Annotated in this window: 14 protein-coding genes, 1 tRNA gene and 1 pseudogene; 7 read left to right on the top strand and 9 right to left on the bottom strand. The window is 65.7% G+C overall.

Annotated features, from left to right (window positions below; all coding sequences use genetic code 11):
• Positions 1 to 124: 124 nt before the first annotated feature.
• Positions 125 to 556 (bottom strand): hypothetical protein, encoded by a 432-nt coding sequence (locus OG741_RS12735; protein ID WP_405597121.1) that lies wholly within the window; start codon positions 554 to 556, stop codon positions 125 to 127.
• Between the two features lie 169 nt (positions 557 to 725).
• Between OG741_RS12735 and OG741_RS12740 the strand changes: the two are divergent.
• Positions 726 to 916, top strand: a pseudogene (locus tag OG741_RS12740) (hypothetical protein); the annotation flags it as partial.
• Between the two features lie 809 nt (positions 917 to 1,725).
• Here OG741_RS12740 and OG741_RS12745 read toward each other — a convergent pair.
• The 5 genes from OG741_RS12745 to OG741_RS12765 form a co-directional block, all read right to left on the bottom strand.
• Positions 1,726 to 2,076 (bottom strand): hypothetical protein, encoded by a 351-nt coding sequence (locus OG741_RS12745; RefSeq protein ID WP_405597123.1) that lies wholly within the window; start codon positions 2,074 to 2,076, stop codon positions 1,726 to 1,728.
• A 501-nt stretch (positions 2,077 to 2,577) separates the two neighbouring features.
• On the bottom strand, positions 2,578 to 4,176 hold the full coding sequence (locus OG741_RS12750; RefSeq protein ID WP_405597125.1) for an endonuclease/exonuclease/phosphatase family protein: 1,599 nt from the start codon (positions 4,174 to 4,176) through the stop codon (positions 2,578 to 2,580).
• A gap of 270 nt (positions 4,177 to 4,446) precedes the next feature.
• Positions 4,447 to 7,281, bottom strand: a complete 2,835-nt coding sequence (locus tag OG741_RS12755) for an FG-GAP-like repeat-containing protein (protein WP_405597127.1) — start codon at positions 7,279 to 7,281, stop codon at positions 4,447 to 4,449.
• Positions 7,282 to 7,470: 189 nt separating this feature from the next.
• Positions 7,471 to 8,415: a peptidase gene (locus OG741_RS12760; RefSeq protein ID WP_405597130.1), complete on the bottom strand. Its 945-nt coding sequence runs from the start codon at positions 8,413 to 8,415 to the stop codon at positions 7,471 to 7,473.
• A 1,109-nt stretch (positions 8,416 to 9,524) separates the two neighbouring features.
• Positions 9,525 to 9,683, bottom strand: a complete 159-nt coding sequence (locus OG741_RS12765; protein ID WP_405597132.1) for a hypothetical protein — start codon at positions 9,681 to 9,683, stop codon at positions 9,525 to 9,527.
• Between the two features lie 102 nt (positions 9,684 to 9,785).
• On the opposite strand from OG741_RS12765, the gene OG741_RS12770 reads away from it, so the two are divergent.
• Both OG741_RS12770 and OG741_RS12775 read left to right on the top strand, forming a co-directional pair.
• Entirely contained in the window at positions 9,786 to 10,139 is a 354-nt protein-coding gene (locus OG741_RS12770; RefSeq protein ID WP_405597134.1) for a hypothetical protein, read from the top strand.
• Between the two features lie 1,050 nt (positions 10,140 to 11,189).
• A complete protein-coding gene (locus OG741_RS12775) occupies positions 11,190 to 11,933 on the top strand; it encodes an aquaporin (RefSeq protein WP_405597137.1) in 744 nt (247 codons plus the stop codon).
• A 63-nt stretch (positions 11,934 to 11,996) separates the two neighbouring features.
• Here the strand turns inward: OG741_RS12775 and OG741_RS12780 are convergent, their stop codons facing one another.
• Together OG741_RS12780 and OG741_RS12785 are read right to left on the bottom strand one after the other, a co-directional pair.
• Positions 11,997 to 12,143, bottom strand: a complete 147-nt coding sequence (locus tag OG741_RS12780; RefSeq protein ID WP_405597139.1) for a hypothetical protein — start codon at positions 12,141 to 12,143, stop codon at positions 11,997 to 11,999.
• A 104-nt stretch (positions 12,144 to 12,247) separates the two neighbouring features.
• Positions 12,248 to 12,326 (bottom strand) — tRNA-OTHER (locus OG741_RS12785).
• A gap of 153 nt (positions 12,327 to 12,479) precedes the next feature.
• On the opposite strand from OG741_RS12785, the gene OG741_RS12790 reads away from it, so the two are divergent.
• Positions 12,480 to 13,217 carry a hypothetical protein gene (locus tag OG741_RS12790; protein WP_405597141.1) on the top strand — a complete coding sequence of 246 codons (738 nt, stop codon included), beginning with the start codon at positions 12,480 to 12,482 and terminating at the stop codon, positions 13,215 to 13,217.
• A 519-nt stretch (positions 13,218 to 13,736) separates the two neighbouring features.
• Positions 13,737 to 14,528, top strand: coding sequence for an NUDIX domain-containing protein (locus OG741_RS12795; RefSeq protein ID WP_405597143.1), 792 nt, complete (start codon positions 13,737 to 13,739; stop codon positions 14,526 to 14,528).
• Here OG741_RS12795 and OG741_RS12800 read toward each other — a convergent pair.
• Complete coding sequence (locus OG741_RS12800; protein WP_405597146.1) at positions 14,512 to 15,645, bottom strand: XRE family transcriptional regulator; 1,134 nt, start codon at positions 15,643 to 15,645, stop codon at positions 14,512 to 14,514. The two genes, OG741_RS12795 and OG741_RS12800, sit on opposite strands and share 17 nt — an antisense overlap.
• A gap of 352 nt (positions 15,646 to 15,997) precedes the next feature.
• On the opposite strand from OG741_RS12800, the gene OG741_RS12805 reads away from it, so the two are divergent.
• Together OG741_RS12805 and OG741_RS12810 are read left to right on the top strand one after the other, a co-directional pair.
• Positions 15,998 to 16,339, top strand: a complete 342-nt coding sequence (locus OG741_RS12805) for a hypothetical protein (RefSeq protein WP_405597149.1) — start codon at positions 15,998 to 16,000, stop codon at positions 16,337 to 16,339.
• Between the two features lie 5 nt (positions 16,340 to 16,344).
• The gene (locus tag OG741_RS12810) at positions 16,345 to 17,706 is read left to right on the top strand and encodes an FtsK/SpoIIIE domain-containing protein (RefSeq protein ID WP_405597151.1); all 1,362 of its coding nucleotides are present in this window, start codon (positions 16,345 to 16,347) and stop codon (positions 17,704 to 17,706) included.
• Positions 17,707 to 17,764 lie beyond the last annotated feature (58 nt).

Raw genomic sequence — 17,764 nt, forward strand, 5'->3', positions numbered from 1 at the left:
GCACGCGGCCTGCGTACCGTGGCGTCAGCTGAGGTTGCCGTCAGACGGCGGGGGCGGAGTTGGTCCTGAGACTGGGCGCGGCCCGTGGCGGCTGACCATCCCCGTCGGCACGCAGGCAGGCGCGCTACTTCGACAACTGCGCCGTCAGGTCCTCGACGAGACGCCAGTCGCCCCCGTCCTGCTCGAAGACGAACCGGTAGGACCCAGCATAGGGCGTGGTCGGCTCTAGCTTCCTTCCGTACGTGTCGGAGGCGTACGGAGTGGTGATCTCATCTACGTCCACGGCGAATTGGCCGCCCTGTCTCTTCGCTTCCCGCACGACGGCTCTGGCGTCGGCCTGGTTCCAGACCTTGCCCGCCGGCGGGGCATACTTCCGCCAGTGAGCCTCAGGTGCATCCGCGCGCCGCTGGAAGACCTCCTCGGCGGCCTGCTCGAGAGAGTTCTGGTCCGCCTCACGCTCGGCCGCCGCGGCCTGGGTTTTCACCAAAAGCCCGCCGGGCACCGCCACAAGCACCGCCGCAGCCGCGGCCAGCCCCACCTTGTGCTTCTTCTGCACCTTGCCCCCAACCCGAGAAGCATCGATATGTCGATGCATCGATCTGCAGGGAGAGTAACAACGATCAAATCTCCTGCCCAGACAAATCCGCAGGTAGGGGCTTGATCACGCAAGCTGGCTTCCGAGACCGCGTGACGTCGGCGGGAGCGGTTTGGGCGGGAGCTCTGCCATGGGGCGAGAGATCAGGGGCGGCGGTTGTAGAGGTGACCGGGGGCGTTCCACTCAAGTCACGGCCCGGTATGGCGCTCAAGGCAGTCGATGCATACCTGGGTGTTCAAGTACGAGCAGTTGGGTCTGGCGGGCTTGGCGGACCGCTCGCATCGGCCGGTCTCGTGTCCTCATCAAATAACGCGCGAGGTTCCTCGACGAACAAGGCAACGCTTGCCGCGTTCAACAAACGCCCCACAACTTGATCCCGGACTCACGAAGGTGTCCGTGCCCGGCCCCGTGGGATCAGGCTCCGGGGCTGGTGGCGGCGGCAGGGTGCGCCTCGGCGAAGGCCCCGACCATGATCGGTCGGGGCCTTTTCACTGGTGGGCGCGGAAGGATCCGAACCGCCGACGTCTGCTTTGCAAGTTCGACCAGACCGCCATCGCACTTGGCCGGAACACGGGGAACAGCACCGCCGACAGCCGCTCAACGCTGCTGCTGTTCAGCGCCGTTGATGTCAACTTTGGATGTCAGACCGCTCTCTACTCGGGTCGTCTTCTGCACCAGCACCAGCACCGGTCGCGGCGCTGGCCCCCGTTAGATAGTCAAGCGTGGGGTCGGGCGGCCCGCATCGAAGGATCGCCTCTACTGCCGGCCACACCTCGACTGGTACGGGGTAGCAATGGAGCATCCAGGGGTCGTCAGCGTCCGGTTTGACTACTTCGCGAAGCTGTAGGACCTGCTCGCGGCTGATGGGGTGCTCGGTGCGCAACAAGTCGTCCGTCTTGCTGTACCCCTCCAGGGCCCAGACGGCCTCGGGTTCTTCCGTAGACATCCACTGATCGTATGGCGTGCACCGCACGCCCTGAGCTTGGGAATCACCGGCCGTTCCAAGCTGGCATGCCTGCTGACCTGTGGAAAACACAGGAACCGAGGTGGGCGCTGGCACCTCATTGTGACCGTGGTTGACCGGTGGTCGCCGCCCTATCTGGCACGCTTCTGGCACGGCGCAGATGGCCCTACCAGTCGCGCCACCGCTCGGTGAGTTCCTCCATGTCCTGGCGGGCGAGGAGATCTGAGACGTCGATGCCCTGCTCGGTGACGGCCTGGTCTATGTACTCGCACAGGTCCTCGCGTTCGATGGTGCAGAACGCACCGTGCTCGCCATCGATGGTGTTGAGCTGTTCCACCACTCGCTCGACAGCCGCGAGTATGCGCTCGTCCGATGCTTCGCCGAGAGATCGAGCCTCATCTTCGAACGCGGCCAGGGCGGCGTCGGTCGCCTCTAGCATCATCGGGGTGTAAAGCTCTGCGGCGTCTGCGTTCTGCGACACCTCGTCCCGCCACGTCGCGGAAGGTCTGATTGCCATGTGCGGACGCTACAGCTGTCCACTGACATGACCGTTGGCACGCGGACTCTTTCCAAGTCTGTTGGCCGTCCCAGGGTCGCGTCCGGGGCCGTTCATCTGCGTTCATGGCGGATCGGCGGTCGGGGCGGTGACTTCTCTAGTACCCGCCTGAACGGCCGCGGACGTGGACGAATGAGACGGAAACTGAGACGGGGCCACCAGCTAAAGGCTGGCGCCGGACTGTCACGCCACTACCTAGTTGGTGGGCAGTGTCAGCCGACCATGGCGCTTGCATTCGACGCTCGCCCCGGGAAGGGTTTCATCGGACGGAAGGTTGAGACAACAGGGCCTCCTGGCGCTGCTCGGCTGGATCCACCGAGCTGCCAAGAGGCACTGCCGTTGTGCCCCGACCATCGCCGGATCAGCCGAACAGGAAACCTGTTCGGCTGATCAAGCCCATTTGAGCGGTTAAGAGGGTGGCTTCTCAAACACACAGCATCCTCGCTGCTGTGTAGCGGTACTTCAGGTCAGGCTGAACGTCGTCACCACGGCGCGGTGATCGCTGACCCATTCGTTGTTCTGATGGTTGGGAACCGGCTGTGGCGTGCCACGGACCTCGGCCGTCGAGCTGACCGGCGTTGCTGCGCCGATGTAGTGCACGAAGTCGATGCGGTCCTGCGGTTCGTCCGGCCCGGTGGAGCCGTTGTGCTTGGGGTAAACGGGGGACCACGTGTCGCCTGTCAAGATCGCCGGAAGGGGGTTGATGACCCGGTACGAGTCGTTGAGTCCGGCGTCGGAGACGGCCCTGGTGGCGGGCCAGTTGACGGAGCTGTAACCGCAGTTCTGGCTCGCGGCCTCAGGCACCCAGTCCAGATGCGACGGCGTGTTGAAGTCACCAGCCAGGAACACCGGCGGCCCGCCGCTCGTGGCCGCGTCGATCTCGGGTGCCGCCCTGTTGAGGATGTCGTTGATCTCCACAACCCGCCGGGAAGTATTCTGCTCGATGTCCTCGACCTGTGCCGGCGTCATGCCCTCGTAGCACGCGTTGTAAGGCCCGTAGTACTGATAGTCCAAGTGGACCGACCACACCACGGCTTCCTTACCGGCACCCAGGTTGAGCCGGGCGCCGAGCCCGGAGTCGTCCAGCGCGAGCCCGAAGGTCTGCGTGATCGCGTACCTGCTGATGATCGCCACGCTGGCGGGGCCTTGGTAGTAGTACCAGCCCAGGTTTCTTGCCAGATCCACGGCGAAGTACCCCTGAGTTTCCTGCAGGGCCAGCACGTCCGCGCCGCTGGAGGTGACGAAGTTGGTGGCCTTGGTGAGACCGCCGGTCACCTGGGTGGCGGCATGCCAGGTGTTGAAGGACGCCACCTTCAGTGTGGTGGCCACGGTGGAGGGCACGATGCGGAACTTCAGAGGGCTGGCCACCCGGCTGTAGCCGTCGTTGTACAGGTAGTAGGCCACGTAGTGGCCGGGGCTGAGGCCGGCGGTCGGGATCGAGATCTGGCCTGAGGAACCAGGGGCGTAGAGCCACCTGCTCGCGGGCCCGACGTACTGGTCATTGACCGGGCCGTTGCCGGGATCGGAGTAGATGCCAATCCAGTTGAGGGCGCTGGGCTGGCTCGTGCTGTACGTGACCGGGATCGGGTCCCCCGCCGGGTAGTCGAGCTGGTCCAGGCTCATCGAACCGGTTGGTGTCCGCGCTGAGCTCGTGATGCGGAACTTCACCGGGTTGGCCAGCCAGCTGTAGCCGTCGTTGTACAGGTAGTAGGCAACGTAGGCGCCGGCGCTGAGGCCGGAGGCCGGGATCGAGATCTGGCCGGAGCCGCCGGGAGCGTACTTCCACTTCGTCGATGCCCCGAGAGACTGGCCGTTGACCGGGCCGTTGCCGGGATCGGCATAGATGCCGACCCAGTTGGCGGAACTGGGCTGGGTCGTGGTGTAGGTAACCGTGATCTGCTGGTTCGTCCGGTAGTCGAGCTGATTCAAGCTCATCGTCCCGGAGGGGGCCGCGGAGGCGGGCAGCGGAAAAGCCATGCCCAGCAACACGGCGATCGTGATCACCAGTGCTCGCAGGCTCATCCTCGTGCCGCGGCTCGGGTAGCGACTTCTTGATCTCATACGCGGCTCTCCCGCATGGTGACAGAGTCCTAACGGTGCATCAGGCAACATAGCAACTCATCAACCAGTTTGATCCCTTCATGCCGGGATGAACCAATGAGCCCTTTCAGGGGGCCGCTGATCGGGTGATGCGGACAGGCGGGCAGAGCGCACGAGGCTTCCGGGCCGTTTGAGCGAGGTGTTCGATGCCGGCATCGCAGAACGGTCTCGGCTGCAAACGGCGGGAGGATCTCGTCGCGCCGGCGGTCGAGGGCCGATCAGTCCCGCTGGTCATGCGACGGAGTGTGTGATCGTTGCGGTGTAGGTGCCTGCGACGGCGGTGGCGGGCACCGCGATGACGAGGGTGGGGTTCCAGCTCGCGGTGTTGTTCCCTGTGCCGAGGGCCAGGGTGAAGGCGGTGCGGGTGGTAGTGAGGGTCTGTGCGTTCAGGGCGGTGGCCTGTCCTGGGATGAAAGTGCCGATTCCGGTGGTGCTGGTGGCTAGTCCGGACCAGTAGGACACGGCTGATTTCGTAATGGTCTCGGCGGGCGTGCCGCCGCCGGTGGTGAAGTCCGTCGCTGAGACGGTGGCCGTCCAGGATGTAGTGATGTCGTTTCGGGTGTCGCTTACCTGCACGGTGCCGAGCTGGTCGCTGATCGTGCTTGAGGGCGCTCCGCTGCCCAGGTTCACGGGTGAGGGCACGCTGATCGAGAGCGAGTCAGCCGGTGGCTGCGCAGTGGTGTTGAGCAGCACCGACGCCGTGCCCGCGGTCCAGTTGGCGGTGGTCAGATCGGCGTCGCCGTCGTCGTTGAAGTCACCCATCGCCACCCAGGCCGGGCCTCCACCGGTGGTGTAGTCGACCTTCGCGGCGAAGGTGCCGTTCCCGTTCCCCGTGAGGACCGACACGGTGTTCCCGAAGTAGTTGGCGACGGCCAGGTCGAGGTCATCGTCACCGTCGAGGTCGCCTACCGTCACCGTCTCCGCGCCCTTGCCGGCGGCGTAGTCGACTTTGGCTGCGAAGGTGCCGTTGCCGTTCCCGAGCAGCACCGACAGGCTGTCTCCTGTGTAGTTGGCGACGGCCAGGTCGAGGGAGCCGTTGCCGTTGAAGTCACCGACCGCCACCGACCACGGGGCCGTACCGGTTGGGTAGTCGGTTTTCGCGGCGAAGGTGCCATTCCCGTTCCCGAGCAGAATCGACACGGTGTCGCTGAAGTAGTTGGTGGCGGCCAGGTCGAGGCGGCTGTCGCCGTTGAAGTCGCCCATCTCCACCCAGGACGTGGCATCACCGGTGGTGTAGGCGACCCTCGCCGCGAACGTGCCGTTCCCGTTCCCCAGCAGCACCGACACGGTGTCGCTGAAGTAGTTGGCGACGGCCAGATCGAGGGTGCCGTTGCCGTTGAAGTCACCGATCGCCACCTTTTCCGCTCCGTCGCCGGCGGCGTAGTCGACCTTCGCGGCGAAGGTGCCGTTCCCGTTCCCGAGCAGAATCGACACGCTGTCCCCGGTGTAGTTGGCCACGATCAGGTCCGGGGAGCCGTTGCCGTTGACGTCAGCGACCTGCACCGAATACGGGTCGAGGCCCGTCGCGTAGTCGACCTTGGCCGCGAAGGTGCCGTTCCCGTTCCCCAGCAACACCGAGACCGTGTCCGAGCCGTAGTTGGCGACGGCCAGATCCTTCGTGCCGTTCCCCCGGAAATCACCCACCGCCACCGAATACGGATTGGTCCCCGCACCGAAGTCAACTTTCGCCCCGAAGGCTGGAGCCGAGGCGACGGTGAGGGTGAAGTTCTGGGTGGCGTCCGGGCCGGTGGTGTTGTGTGCGGTGATGGTCAGGGGGTAGGCGCCGGCGGTGGTGGCTGTGCCGGCCAGTGTGGCGGTGCTGTTGCCGTTGTCGGTGAAGGTGACTCCGGCGGGCAGCGCGCCGGTTCGCGTCAGGGTGACCGTGGGAGTGCCGCTCGCGGTAATGGTGAACGTGCCAGCCGTTCCCCGGCCGAACGTCGTGTGGTCCGCGCTGATGATCGCCGGTGGCTGCGGAGTGGTGTTGAGGCGCACTGACGCCGTGCCCGCGGTCCAGTTGGCGGTGGTCATATCGGCGGCGCCGTCGCCGTTGAAGTCACCCAACGACACCCAGGCCGGGCCTCCACTGATGGCGTAGTCGACTTTCGCCGCGAAGGTGCCGTTCCCGTTGCCCGTGAGGACCGACACGGTGTTCCCGAGGTAGTTGGCGACGGCTAGATCGGCGGTGCCGTCGCCGTTGAGGTCGCCCACCGTCACCGTCTCCGCACCGTCGCCGGCGGTGTAGTCGACTTTGGCTGCGAAGGTGCCGTTGCCGTTCCCCAGCAGCACCGACAGGCTGTCTCCTGTGTAGTTGGCGACGGCCAGGTCGGGGGAGCCGTTGCCGTTGAAGTCACCGACCGTCACCGACCATGGGGCCGTACCGGTTGGGTAGTCGGTTTTCGCGGCGAAGGTGCCGTTCCCGTTCCCGAGCAGAATCGACACTGTGTTCGCGAGATAGTTGGTGGCGGCCAGGTCGAGGCGGTTGTCGCCGTTGAAGTCGCCCATCTCTACCCAGGATGTGCCATCACCGGCGGTGTAGGCGACCCTCGCTGCGAAGCTGCCGTCTCCGTTTCCCAGCAGCACCGACACGGTATCGGCGAAGTAGTTGGCGACGGCCAGGTCGGGGCGTTTGTCGCCGTTGAGGTCGCCAATCGCCGCCTTTTCCGCTCCGTCGCCGGCGGCGTAGTCGCTTTTCGCCGTGAAGGTGCCGTTCCCCCTCCCCAGCAGCACCGACACGCTGTCCCCGGCGTAGTTGGCCACGATCAGGTCGAGGGTGCCGTTGCGGTTGACGTCAGCGACCTGCACCGAATACGGGTCGAGGCCCGTCGCGTAGTCGACTTTCGCCGCGAAGGTGCCGTTGCCGTTCCCCAGCAGCACCGAGACTGTGTCCGAGCCGTTGTTGGCGACGGCCAGGTCCTTACGGCCGTTCCCCCGGAAATCACCCACTGCCACCGAATACGGATTGGTCCCCGCACCGAAGTCAGCTTTCGGCCCGAAGGACGGGGGGACCGCGCCCGCGATATGGGGCGAGACGACCTGCAGCATCACCACCGCCAGCAGGACGGCCATGAGTCGCCCCGCTCCGCGCCGCATTCTCGCCATGAGCGCACACTATGAGCGGCTGCGCCGGATACCGATGCGAAACATTGGCTAATAACTCTATTGGGGCAAAACAAACTCTTTACAGCTTGATGGGTTCCTGGCGCAGACTGGCCTTCTGTTCGCGGCCGAGACCGTCGTTCCGGCGGCGCTGTGCCGTCAGTCTCCGCGCCGCCCGAGTCGCCGTTTCAGCCGGCGGATGCCGACGGCGGCCAGGATGGCCAGCAGAGCGCCGAGTCCCCAGGACAGCGTCGAAGGCCGCTGCGCGAAGTCGGGGACGAGGGACGAGCCCTGCATACCCGCGGTCGGGAACGTGACGGTGGCGGTGACGGTCTCCTTGACCCTGCCGCTGGCCAAAGACAGCCGTGCTTTCCAGGGACCGTTGGGCAGACTGTCGTCCAGTGTGACGCTCACCAGGCCCGTATCACGGGGGGCCAGAGTGGTGCCCCGCGTCACAGGAAACGGACCGGCACGCAGACCAGCCGGCCCCTCGGACAGCCAGAGCTTGCCGGACATCTCCAATGCTCGTTCCCCGGTGTTGCGCACCTGGGCAGTGATCCGCGGTTGGCCGTCGCGGGAGCGTGCGGGGGTTAGTTTCTCGATCCGGAAGGCCGAGGGTGGTTCACCACCAGGGCCGATATCCAGGTAGATGCGGATGCCGACCCGGTTGACCAGCTTGACGGTGCCCTTCTCGGAGCTGGCGACCTCGGCCCAGACAACGCCGTACCGCTCACCTCGCGAGGCCCTTGGCGGCACCTTGATGGTGACCCGCACGGTCTCCTTGCTGCCAGGGGGAAGCCTGAGCACGGGGTGGTCGACCGAGGTCCATTCCGTCACTTCGTTCTGAGCGCGACCGGCGGCGAAGGCGAATGTCCGCTCATTGATGGAAGCCGCGGCGGCGTAGAGGTCGATGCGCAGCGGCTCCGAGGACTTATTGCTGACCTCCACCCGCCGCTGAATGGTGGTACCCGGATTGAGGTGATCGACGATGGAGGTATACGCGCGGGGATCGTCACGACGGATGACCGGCGCCTCAAGCAGTCGGAGACCGAACTGCGCTTCCGGCTCCCTGGATCCCTCGTCCCGTGTGTGCTCAGTACTCATCGACCGGGCATCGCTGCTGGCCGCGCCCTGAAAGAGCGCGGCCAGCAGCAGGACCAGGAACAGCGGAACCGCTCGCCTATGTGGGAGTGACAGAATGGGTCACCGTCCCGGTGTAATCAGTGGCCGCCTGGGCTGTGTTGGGGATGACGATCGACATCGTCGGGGTCCATGTGCTCGTGCTGTTCCCAGTCCCCGCCTGGTGACTTGCGATCGGGTTGTTCGCGCTCATGTCATTCGAGTTCTGACTGCTCGCAGTCCCGTTATTGGTGTTGACGGTCCCGGGGACGTATCTCCCCGCGGAGGCCGGGATGGGGTTCACTCCCGTCGCCGTGAATGCGGTCGACTGGACCCTGCACGTCCACACAAGATCACCCGCTCGGGCGTCGGTAACGGTCACGGTGCCAAGCGACACGGGGGTGGTCGTGGTGCCCGGAGCACCGGCTCCGAGGTCGACGGGGCCGTCTGGCACGGAGATGAGGAGACCATCGCCCGTCACATCGAACGTCACCGTGGTGGTGCCGCAGCCATCAGCCGGCGGAGTGCACGGGGCCGCTTGCGCTGAGGAGCCGGGAACCGCAACCAGTGCGAAGGTGGCCCCTCCCGCGGCGAGCAGCCCGATATATCTGTATCTGTATCGCACAGCAACTCCTCCGTCTCCTGGCCGCACCCACGAGAGGGCTCGGTCCGCACACGACCTGGAGGGCGCCCAGGTGCACCATATGTAGACTATTGATCACACTTCGTCATGGCGCGCTGGCGTAGCCCATGTGCAGGCAGGGCCCGGACCACATGCACGTATTGGCAAGGTCGGGCGGGAAGGCGAGGTGGGGAACGGCGCACCTGTGCCGGCCTTGGGCAGGTGCAGCGAGTGATGGTTCCACGTCGACGAGCGAGGCTGTGATCGCGAATCCTCCGCCACTGCCCACCAGGGACAGACGAAAGGCCCCGACCGATCACGGTCGGGGCCTTCGTCGGGTCGTGGTCTCAGCCACGGTCGGCTGCTGACTGGCTGACGTCTGGTGCTTGGGTCCAGCTGAACGTAGCTGAATGGGACGGAAACTGAGACGGAGCGCGTGCCTAACTCGGGTGACGACGGGTTCCGGTTGGCGTTAGCGTGCAGCGGTGATCAGCAATGAGGGGGACGCCTTGGTGCGGAGGCCGCGCGTCGCCTGGCACAGACAGGTCTTTATGAGTTCGAGCCGGGGCTCACGGACGCCGAGTTCGCGCGCATCGAGCGCGAGTACGGCTTCGAGTTCGCGGACGATCACCGCGCATTCCTTGCTGCAGGCCTTCCGGTCAATGTTCCTCCCGAGGAGGGGCAGGCCTGGCCCAAGCCTTGGCCCGAGTGGCGCAGCGGGGATCCGGACACGTTGCGCGATCAGCTCGGCTGGCCGGTCGAGGGCGTTCTCCTCGACGTCGAGCACAACGGGTTCTGGTATCAGGGCTGGGGTGAACGTCCGGCCGATGATGCGGCTGCACTGGCCACGGCACGGCCCCATCTTGCAGATGTGACGGTGTTAGTTCCTGTGTACGCCCATCGGTACCTTCCCGGCGGCAGGGGAAGCTTCGGGCATCCGGTGCTCTCGGTGTGGCAGACCGACATCATTTACTACGGGCTGGACCTGGTCGACTACATGCACCGGGAGTTCAACGAGGCACGGGGCGAGGTTGATGAGAGCTGGGACCCAAGAGCAACGGTCCCGTTCTGGCGTGACCTCCTCTGACTCTCAGCGCGCGAGGGCGGGAGTTGGCCTGAGCCTTCGTCGTGGAGCGGGTGACGGGAATCGAACCCGCTCCCAGCTTGGGAATCAACGCCGGCTGGGGCCTTTAACTGGTGGGCTCGGACGGTTTCGAACCGCCGACATCTGCTTTGTAAGCCTGGCGCCGATCACAGGCCGGTCTTGCCTGGTCAACAGGCGCACAACAGCGCTCAGCCTATCGGCGCTTGCTGCACCGCCTCACACCCCAATTGACCGTGGCTGACCGCTCAATCTGGCACGGATCTGGCACGCGCGGCGTCACCGACACCCGCCTGAGTGGTAACCAGCGCCGTGACCAGCAGATGGTGGACGCCAGGTGCACCAGCACCCCTGCCCGCACCCGCCATCCGGCCGCCGAGCTGGACGGCAACACCCTGGACAGCGCGTCCGTCAGCCCGGTGTGGTCCGCGCACCGGCGTAGCAGCACCGCCCCGGCATGCCCGATCAGCTTCTTCCCGTCAGCCACCACGGACAGCCGACGGTCCCACCCTGTACTTTCGACCACCGGAAAGTGCCTTGCTCTCAGCCACGATGCGTCTCGACACTCGCATCCTTGCAGTTCAACGGCATCTTTCTGCTATCGGGGCATCAGATCGCTCAAGCCCACTGAATACCCAGGCCCAACCTCCGGGGCCCTTCCAGGATTTTCGTAGCCGTGGCGCCGGCGCGGCCGGGGCCGGTGGCCACCGCTTCTGCTCACGCTGCCGCCCGCTGACGGCACGGCCTCGCCTCCGTCATCGGACGGGCGCGTGGCCGAGCGAACCCGCCGCGCCCATGCGGCCGTGCCGCACCAAGTTGCGGCGCCAGGGGATCAGCTGACGAGGGTCCTTGGCCAGGGTCCGAATCAGGCTGTGCTCCGTGCCTGCCCGTCGCACTCTCTGACCGGCCTGGAACAAGCCTCACTCTACGCAATTCTTCGATCACTCCATGTATAGAGTAGAGATTCTGGCTCAGCCCGGGACTTCGCAGACCGAAATACTCGCCGGGCGCCCATCCGTCCGGAAAGGGAACAACATGATCCGCAAGCTGGCTGCGGAACTGCTGGGAACAGGACTGCTCGTATATTTCGCCGTCGGGGTGGCAACCCTATCCTTCGGCTTCGGGACTGCGGGGAGCAGTTACGCCGCTGGTGTGGTCGCTACCGCGCTCGCGTTCGGTCTCGTCCTATTGGCACTGGCGTACGTGCTCGGGCCTGTCTCCGGCTGTCACGTCAACCCAGCCGTCACCATCGGAGCCCTGTTGACGGGCCGAATTCCGCTGGTCCAGGCGGTCGGTTACTGGGTTGCGCAGTTCATCGGCGGCATCCTCGGGGCTTTGCTCCTGTGGGCCACGTTCGCCGGTTCACCCAGGTACAGCCGTTCGGTCACCGGCCTTGGGGCCGACGGCTGGGGTGCCGCCAGCGCTATCCACATCAATGGAGGCGGCGCCTTCCTGACCGAGGTGGTGCTGACCGCTCTCTTTGTCTTCGTCGCCCTCGGCGCGACAGATGAGGCCGCGAATGCCACCGTGGCAGGGCTGACAATCGGGCTGGCGCTCGCCGTGTGCCACCTCATCGGGATTCCGATCACTGGAACGTCGGTGAACCCGGCCCGCAGTCTCGGTCCTGCCCTCATCGTCGGCGGGACGGCCCTTTCCCAGGTCTGGCTCTTCATCATCGCCCCCCTCGCGGGTGGCATCCTGGCAGCCGGCCTTTACCGGCTGATCTTCCCGAAGTCTGAACCCGTCCCGCATGAAACCTTGGCTAGCGGCGTTGAATAAAAGGGCGATGCCCGCCGCCACGGAGTCAATTAGATAGCGGCGGCTCTGCGGCAACAGGGATCATCAGGCCCGCTTGACCCACTCCCGCACGCTGATCGCCCGGTGCATGAGGTTGGCGATGTCCGGCTTCACCGATGGGTCGAGCGTCTCGGGCAGTTGAAACACGGTCGGCAAAGCGTCGAGCAGACGTACCGTCAGTAGTTTTGGCACGTAAACGGCACGACGCCTCGCTCCGGCCCGCATGGCCCACGAACGAACAAGGCCCAGGCTCCCGGTTCGCAACCGGTGACCTGGGCCTTCGTCGTGCTTCGCACTGGTGGGCGCGGACGGTTTCGAACCGCCGACATCTGCTTTGTAAGTTCGACCGGGCAGGCGTCATACCTGCCCGCACCCTGGGCAACGAGGCCGCCGGTGGCCGTTCAACGCTGCGGCTGTCCGCTGTCGTTGATGTCAGCTGTGGATGTCAGACCGGTTGCGCGGCTGAGGCTGCCACCAGCATTCGGCGAATGAGCCTCGACACCCCGTCCTCTCCGTCATGATGAGTGCGTGCTCACCACGCTACTTCCCGGACTTCGTGAGTTCCGGACTCCATTGGCTATCGGCTATATGTGGCTGCTTACTCTGTGGCTGGCCTTCCACCAGAGTGTTCCCGATCGCGATAGCGCGACCGGTATCGTAGCCGACATCTATCAGCTCTCTGACGCTGCAGGACGCCCCGGCAGCCTTGCCGCCATCACCCTGCTCGCATACATCGTTGGGGCAATCACCGAGGTCAATTCCAACTGGCTCCTCGCGGCTATCAACGTTGTCCTCAAACACATTCCGCGAGCAAAGCCAATCGAATGGGTGACCAGCTCAGCGAGTGCAAATCTCGCACAGTTCGTCCGGACGAGGCTGGCGCCTCTTCGGCCTGCCGAGGCGGGCGACCGAGAGGAATTGGAGGCTCGTCTTTGGGAAATCATCGCAAACGATCGCGACCAGATCGCAATCCGACTCCAAAACTCCAGACGAGAGATGTACGCGGACCACGACCGCCTGGCGGCTGAAGCCGACTTCAGGGTCAACGTTGGTATCGCACTCCTTGGACCGGTGGCTGTGCTCAGCTCACATGATCCGTACTTTTTGTTCTCGCTTGCCCTGCCGATCTGGCTAGTCTTTCGAGGTCTCATGCGGCTCCGTCAGTCCAATGATGTTCTGGCTCAGGCTCTGGTAAAGGACCAAGCCGACTCCTCTGGCGTGACTGCGTTCATGGAGGAACTCGCTGCCGCTGCACAGGCTTCCTAAGACCTGCTTTGCCATTAATTTCTCGTACTCCAGCCCCCGACGCGGGTCAGCGTGTCGGATCAGGTCGGCGGGAGCGGCTTTGGGCGGGAGCTGCCATGGGGCGAGAGATCGGGGCCCGTAAGCTTCCCGCGACTCGGGCAGTCTCTGGACCTGCCCGCAATAGCCCGATGTGGGCCCCGATCTTCGAGGCTCGCCCCATGGTGGCTGCGTAAAGCCGTGGAGCCGACCGCCCCAGCCACAGCGGGGTTCTCCCCACCACCGTGCCGGCCGTTTTCTCTCGGGTTGGCGTTCACGCTCGGTGCGCCGCCGCCCGGCTGGGGGCAGCCGGGCGAAGACAAAGGCAGCCCCCGAGCCGGGGGCTGCGGCGCGCGCCGCGCTTGCGCGGCGCCTTGAACCCGTAGAGAAGATTTCTACTCACTGCCCTGCCTGGGGACGGCCAATGATCGTCACCTGTTGGGGGTCAGTCCTGACGGCTACGCTGGTGCGGCCAGCTGATGACTGAGGGAGTGGGCGCACGGGATGGGACCGAAGTCGGAGCGGGTCTACCGCACGATTCGCGAGTGGGTTGCGTCGGGTCGGCTGAAGCCCGGCGAGAAGCTGCCCTCTGAGCGCACCCTCGAAAAGGAGCTGGAGATCGGCCGCACCCAGCTGCGGACCGTACTGGCGAAGCTCGTTGCCGAGAAGGTGATCGAGTCGTACGCCCGCAGCTCCTACCGGGTGCCGTCCCGTGCTGTGAGTGTCGAGCGGCCGGACGATCTGGAGTCGTGGCAGATCCATGGCGAGCGGACTGTCTACGACAACCGCTGGGTGAAGCTGGCGCTTGTCGACGTTGAGCCGCCGGGTGTTGAGCGCTTCGAGCATCACGTTGTGCGGCTGCACCACGTCTCGATCGCAGCCGTGCTCGATGACCAAGACCGAGTGCTCATGCTCTGGCGCTACCGCTTCGTGCCTGACAAGTGGGGCTGGGAGCTCCCTGGCGGAATCGTGGACGACGGGGAAGACCCCCATGCGACCGCGCTCCGCGAGGTTGAGGAAGAGACGGGCTGGCGGCCGAAGTCGCTGGATCACGTGGTCACCTATCAGCCCATGGTCGGCATGGTCGACTCACCGCATGACATCTACGTCGGCAAGGGCGCGGAGCATGTCGGCGATCCGACGGACGTTGAGGAAGCTGGGCACGTTGCCTGGGTGCCGCTCTCGGACATCCCGGGGCTGATGGCCAGAGACGAGCTGATGGGCTCGGGCACCCTCGTTGCACTCCTGCACCTGCTGGCCGCGCGCGGCGAAGGAGCTCCTACAGCTTCTGCGTGAGCTGCTCGATACGTCGCCGGTGGCGCACGGACCCCGTGCGGTTGGCCAACAAGCGTGCCTGCTGTAGATGCTCTTGGGCCTGGGCGTGCTCCTCGCGCGCAAGGTGAGCTTGGGCAAGGTCGCATCGAAGGCCCGATGTGGCGCGGATGAACGTCGGGTCGGCTTCATCGAGCGCGGTGTAGAGGCTGCCGAGCGCTTCGTCGTCGCCCAGCATCGCGAGTGCGTTCCCACGCCATCGGGCCAGATGACCGCCGTTGAGGAAGATGCTCAGCATGTCCGCGTCCCGGGCCTCGATGCCCGCGGGCAGAACAGAGTCAGCCTTGTCGAGGGCGCGACGGCAGTCATCCGCCAGCCCGGCCTTGGCGCAGAGCTCCGCCTCGGCCGCGTACAGCCATGCCTGCAACCGCGGCGACATCTGGTTACCACCCAAACGCTGAGCCTCGCGTACGAGATCAACCGCCATCTCCGGTCGCCCGGCGTCGTTGAGCACATACGCCTGCTCAGCCGTGGCGTGCGCGAGATACATCGGCTCGCCTGCCTCTTGCGCTGCCCGCTTGCCCAACTCGTAGTGTCGCCAAGCCCTTTCGACGCCTCCGGCATCAAGAGCTTGCCAGGCTGCGAGAGTGGCGGCTCCGGCAAGAGCGAGAGCAACAGGACGGCGTGTCTCGGGGAGCACGGCGAAGGTGAGCGCGTCCTCGAGTGTCGCCAGGTGTCCCGTCATCTGGTCGACGAGTGCCGCCGCGCCCATCTGGCGGTCGACCGTGCGTAGCAGCTCGGTCTGATCCATGAAGGTCTTCACCATCGTCAGACTGACGCTGCGTGCGGAGTCGATGCGGCTGATCAGGTCGTCGTATCCGCCGACTGCTGGGGGCGGGACTGCAGGACTCTGCCGGCCGAATAGCTCCTCGTCGGTGACGCCCAAGACCGGCCGCAGGATCTGGGCGTAGCGCTCGCTGATCGAGCGCTTGCCGTTCTCCCACTCCGAAACGTAGACGCGCAGGCTGGCGGTCGAACCGACGTCAAGCACATGACGTCTCGCGTACTTCTCGATCTCGTGGATAAGGCGCGCTTGGGACCACTCGCGCGCGGTCCTCACCTCTCGCAGCCGGTTGAGCACCTGTACCGCCCCCGCTGGTTCCGACAGCTCCTGAAAGAAGCATGCCTCACATCGCAGCAGGTCGGCAGGGGTTAACAGGTCGGGTTAACGGTGCGGCAGTGAACCTCTGTTGGCTACCGGGTCGTTGAGCGGCGCGGTTCTCTAGAAGCGTCGCAGGAAGGCGAGTTGAGAAAACCGGACGGCGACATCGCTTGACAGCTGGTGCGCACCAGATACAACCTACTGGTGCGCACCAGTTGGGAAACGCAGAAGCCCTGCGGCGCTGCCACAGGGCTCCAACGACTCAATGCAGGAAGCGACGCCCCACCGCCAAGCAAGTCGCCGCTTCCGCCCCTACAAGGGAGCCTCCATCATGTCATCGTTCAAGATCGACACCTCGACCGCTGTCGTGTTCGTTGCGGTTGAGCCGAAGATGAAGATCATCAACAAGCAGACCGAAGAGGTCGCCGTCGACCGGGAGACCGGCGCGAAGATGATGACGGTCGGCCTGACCATCGCGGATGAGGGCGAGGCCAACCTCTACACCGTCTCGATTCCGGAGACCGGTGTTCCGGCGGGGCTCACGCTCGGCATGCCGGTCAAGGTCATCGGCCTGAAGGCCCGTGACTGGGAGAACACGTTCAACGGTGAGAAGCGCTTCGGCATCGCGTTCCGCGCGGTCGCGCTGGTTGCCCCGTCCCAGGCCAAGGGCTGAGCGCCGTGTCGGGAACCTGGTTCCTCGTCATAGCGCTGGTCGTCACCGCTGCGGCGCTGGTGCTGCGGAAGCTTCGCCCGGCCTGGTACTGGCTCACGTTCGGGGTCGTCTTCGCGATGCTGCGGGTGGTCTTCCGGTGGGCCTCGGTCATGGAGGCGTGCGGGCTCACTGTGCCGCCGTCGCGGGTGCGGCTGACCCTGGCTCGGATGACGGGCCGTCCGGCTCCTGAGTCCCGGGTGCCGCGGATTCTGCGGATGCGGCCGACGCGTACCGGTCTGGTGCTGCGGCTGAAGCTGCGGCCCGGTCAGGACGCGTTCGACTTCGCTGCCTCCACGGACCGGCTGCGGCACTCGTTCTCCATGCACGGCATCACCTCGCGTGAGGTCAAGTCGGGCGTGGTCGAGCTGCGCATGACCGGCTACGACGTCCTGGCACGGGTGCAGATGCCCGCGAAGGTCGAGCGTGAAGGCCTGCGCATCCCGGTCGCGCTGCGGGAAGACGGAGAGGTCCACTACCGCGACTATCAGGAGGTGCCGCACTCGCTGAACCTCGGCACGACGAAGTCGGGGAAGTCGGTCTATCAGCGCCACTTGGTCAAGGAACTCGCTGCCCGGCACGTCGCCCTGGTCGGCATCGACTGCAAACAGGGCGTCGAACTCGCCCCGCTGGCCCGCCGGTTCTCCGCGCTGGCCGACAACCCGGACGATGCAGCCGACCTGCTCGAAGCCCTCGTAGAGCGGATGACCGACACCTATCAGGTGATCCGGCGCGAACAGCGCATCAGCGCGGACACCCCGGATGCGGAGATCACCGCCGACATCTGGGGCCTGCCCGAGCACCTGCGGCCGGTACCCGTCGTCCTCCTGGTCGACGAGGTCGCCGAGCTGGCGCTGTTCTCCAACACCACGGAGAAGAAGCGCCGCGAGCGGATCGTCACCGCCCTGGTCCGCCTCGTCCAGCTCGGCCGTGCCGCGGGGATCTACGTGGAAATCTGCGGGCAGCGCTTCGGCGCCGAACTCGGGGACGGAATCACCATGCTCCGCGCCCAGCTCACCGGCCGCATCTCGCACCGCGTCAACGACGAAGCCTCCGCCAAGATGGCCTTCGGAGACATCTCCCCCGACGCCGTGCTGGCCACGACACAGATCCCGGTCGCGCGCCCGGGTATGGCGGTGGCCGGTGACTCCACGGGCGGCTGGGTCCGCATCCGTACGCCGTTCACCTCGATGCGCCAGGCCGTGAACGCCTGCAATGCGCACGCGTACCGCACTCCCGCGCTGGATGGCCTGGATGCCTTCCGCCCGGTGCTGCCCGCCCTGGACCCGGTCGAGATCCCGGCCCCGGCGGCTCGTCCCGCCACCGTCTGACCGCACCTTCCCACTCCGGTTGGCGTGACCTTCTCGCGCCAGCTCCTTATCCCCGCCA

Origin of the sequence: Streptomyces sp. NBC_01410, from assembly GCF_045040195.1 — a bacterium.
In the GTDB taxonomy this organism is placed as follows: Bacteria; Actinomycetota; Actinomycetes; order Streptomycetales; family Streptomycetaceae; genus Streptomyces.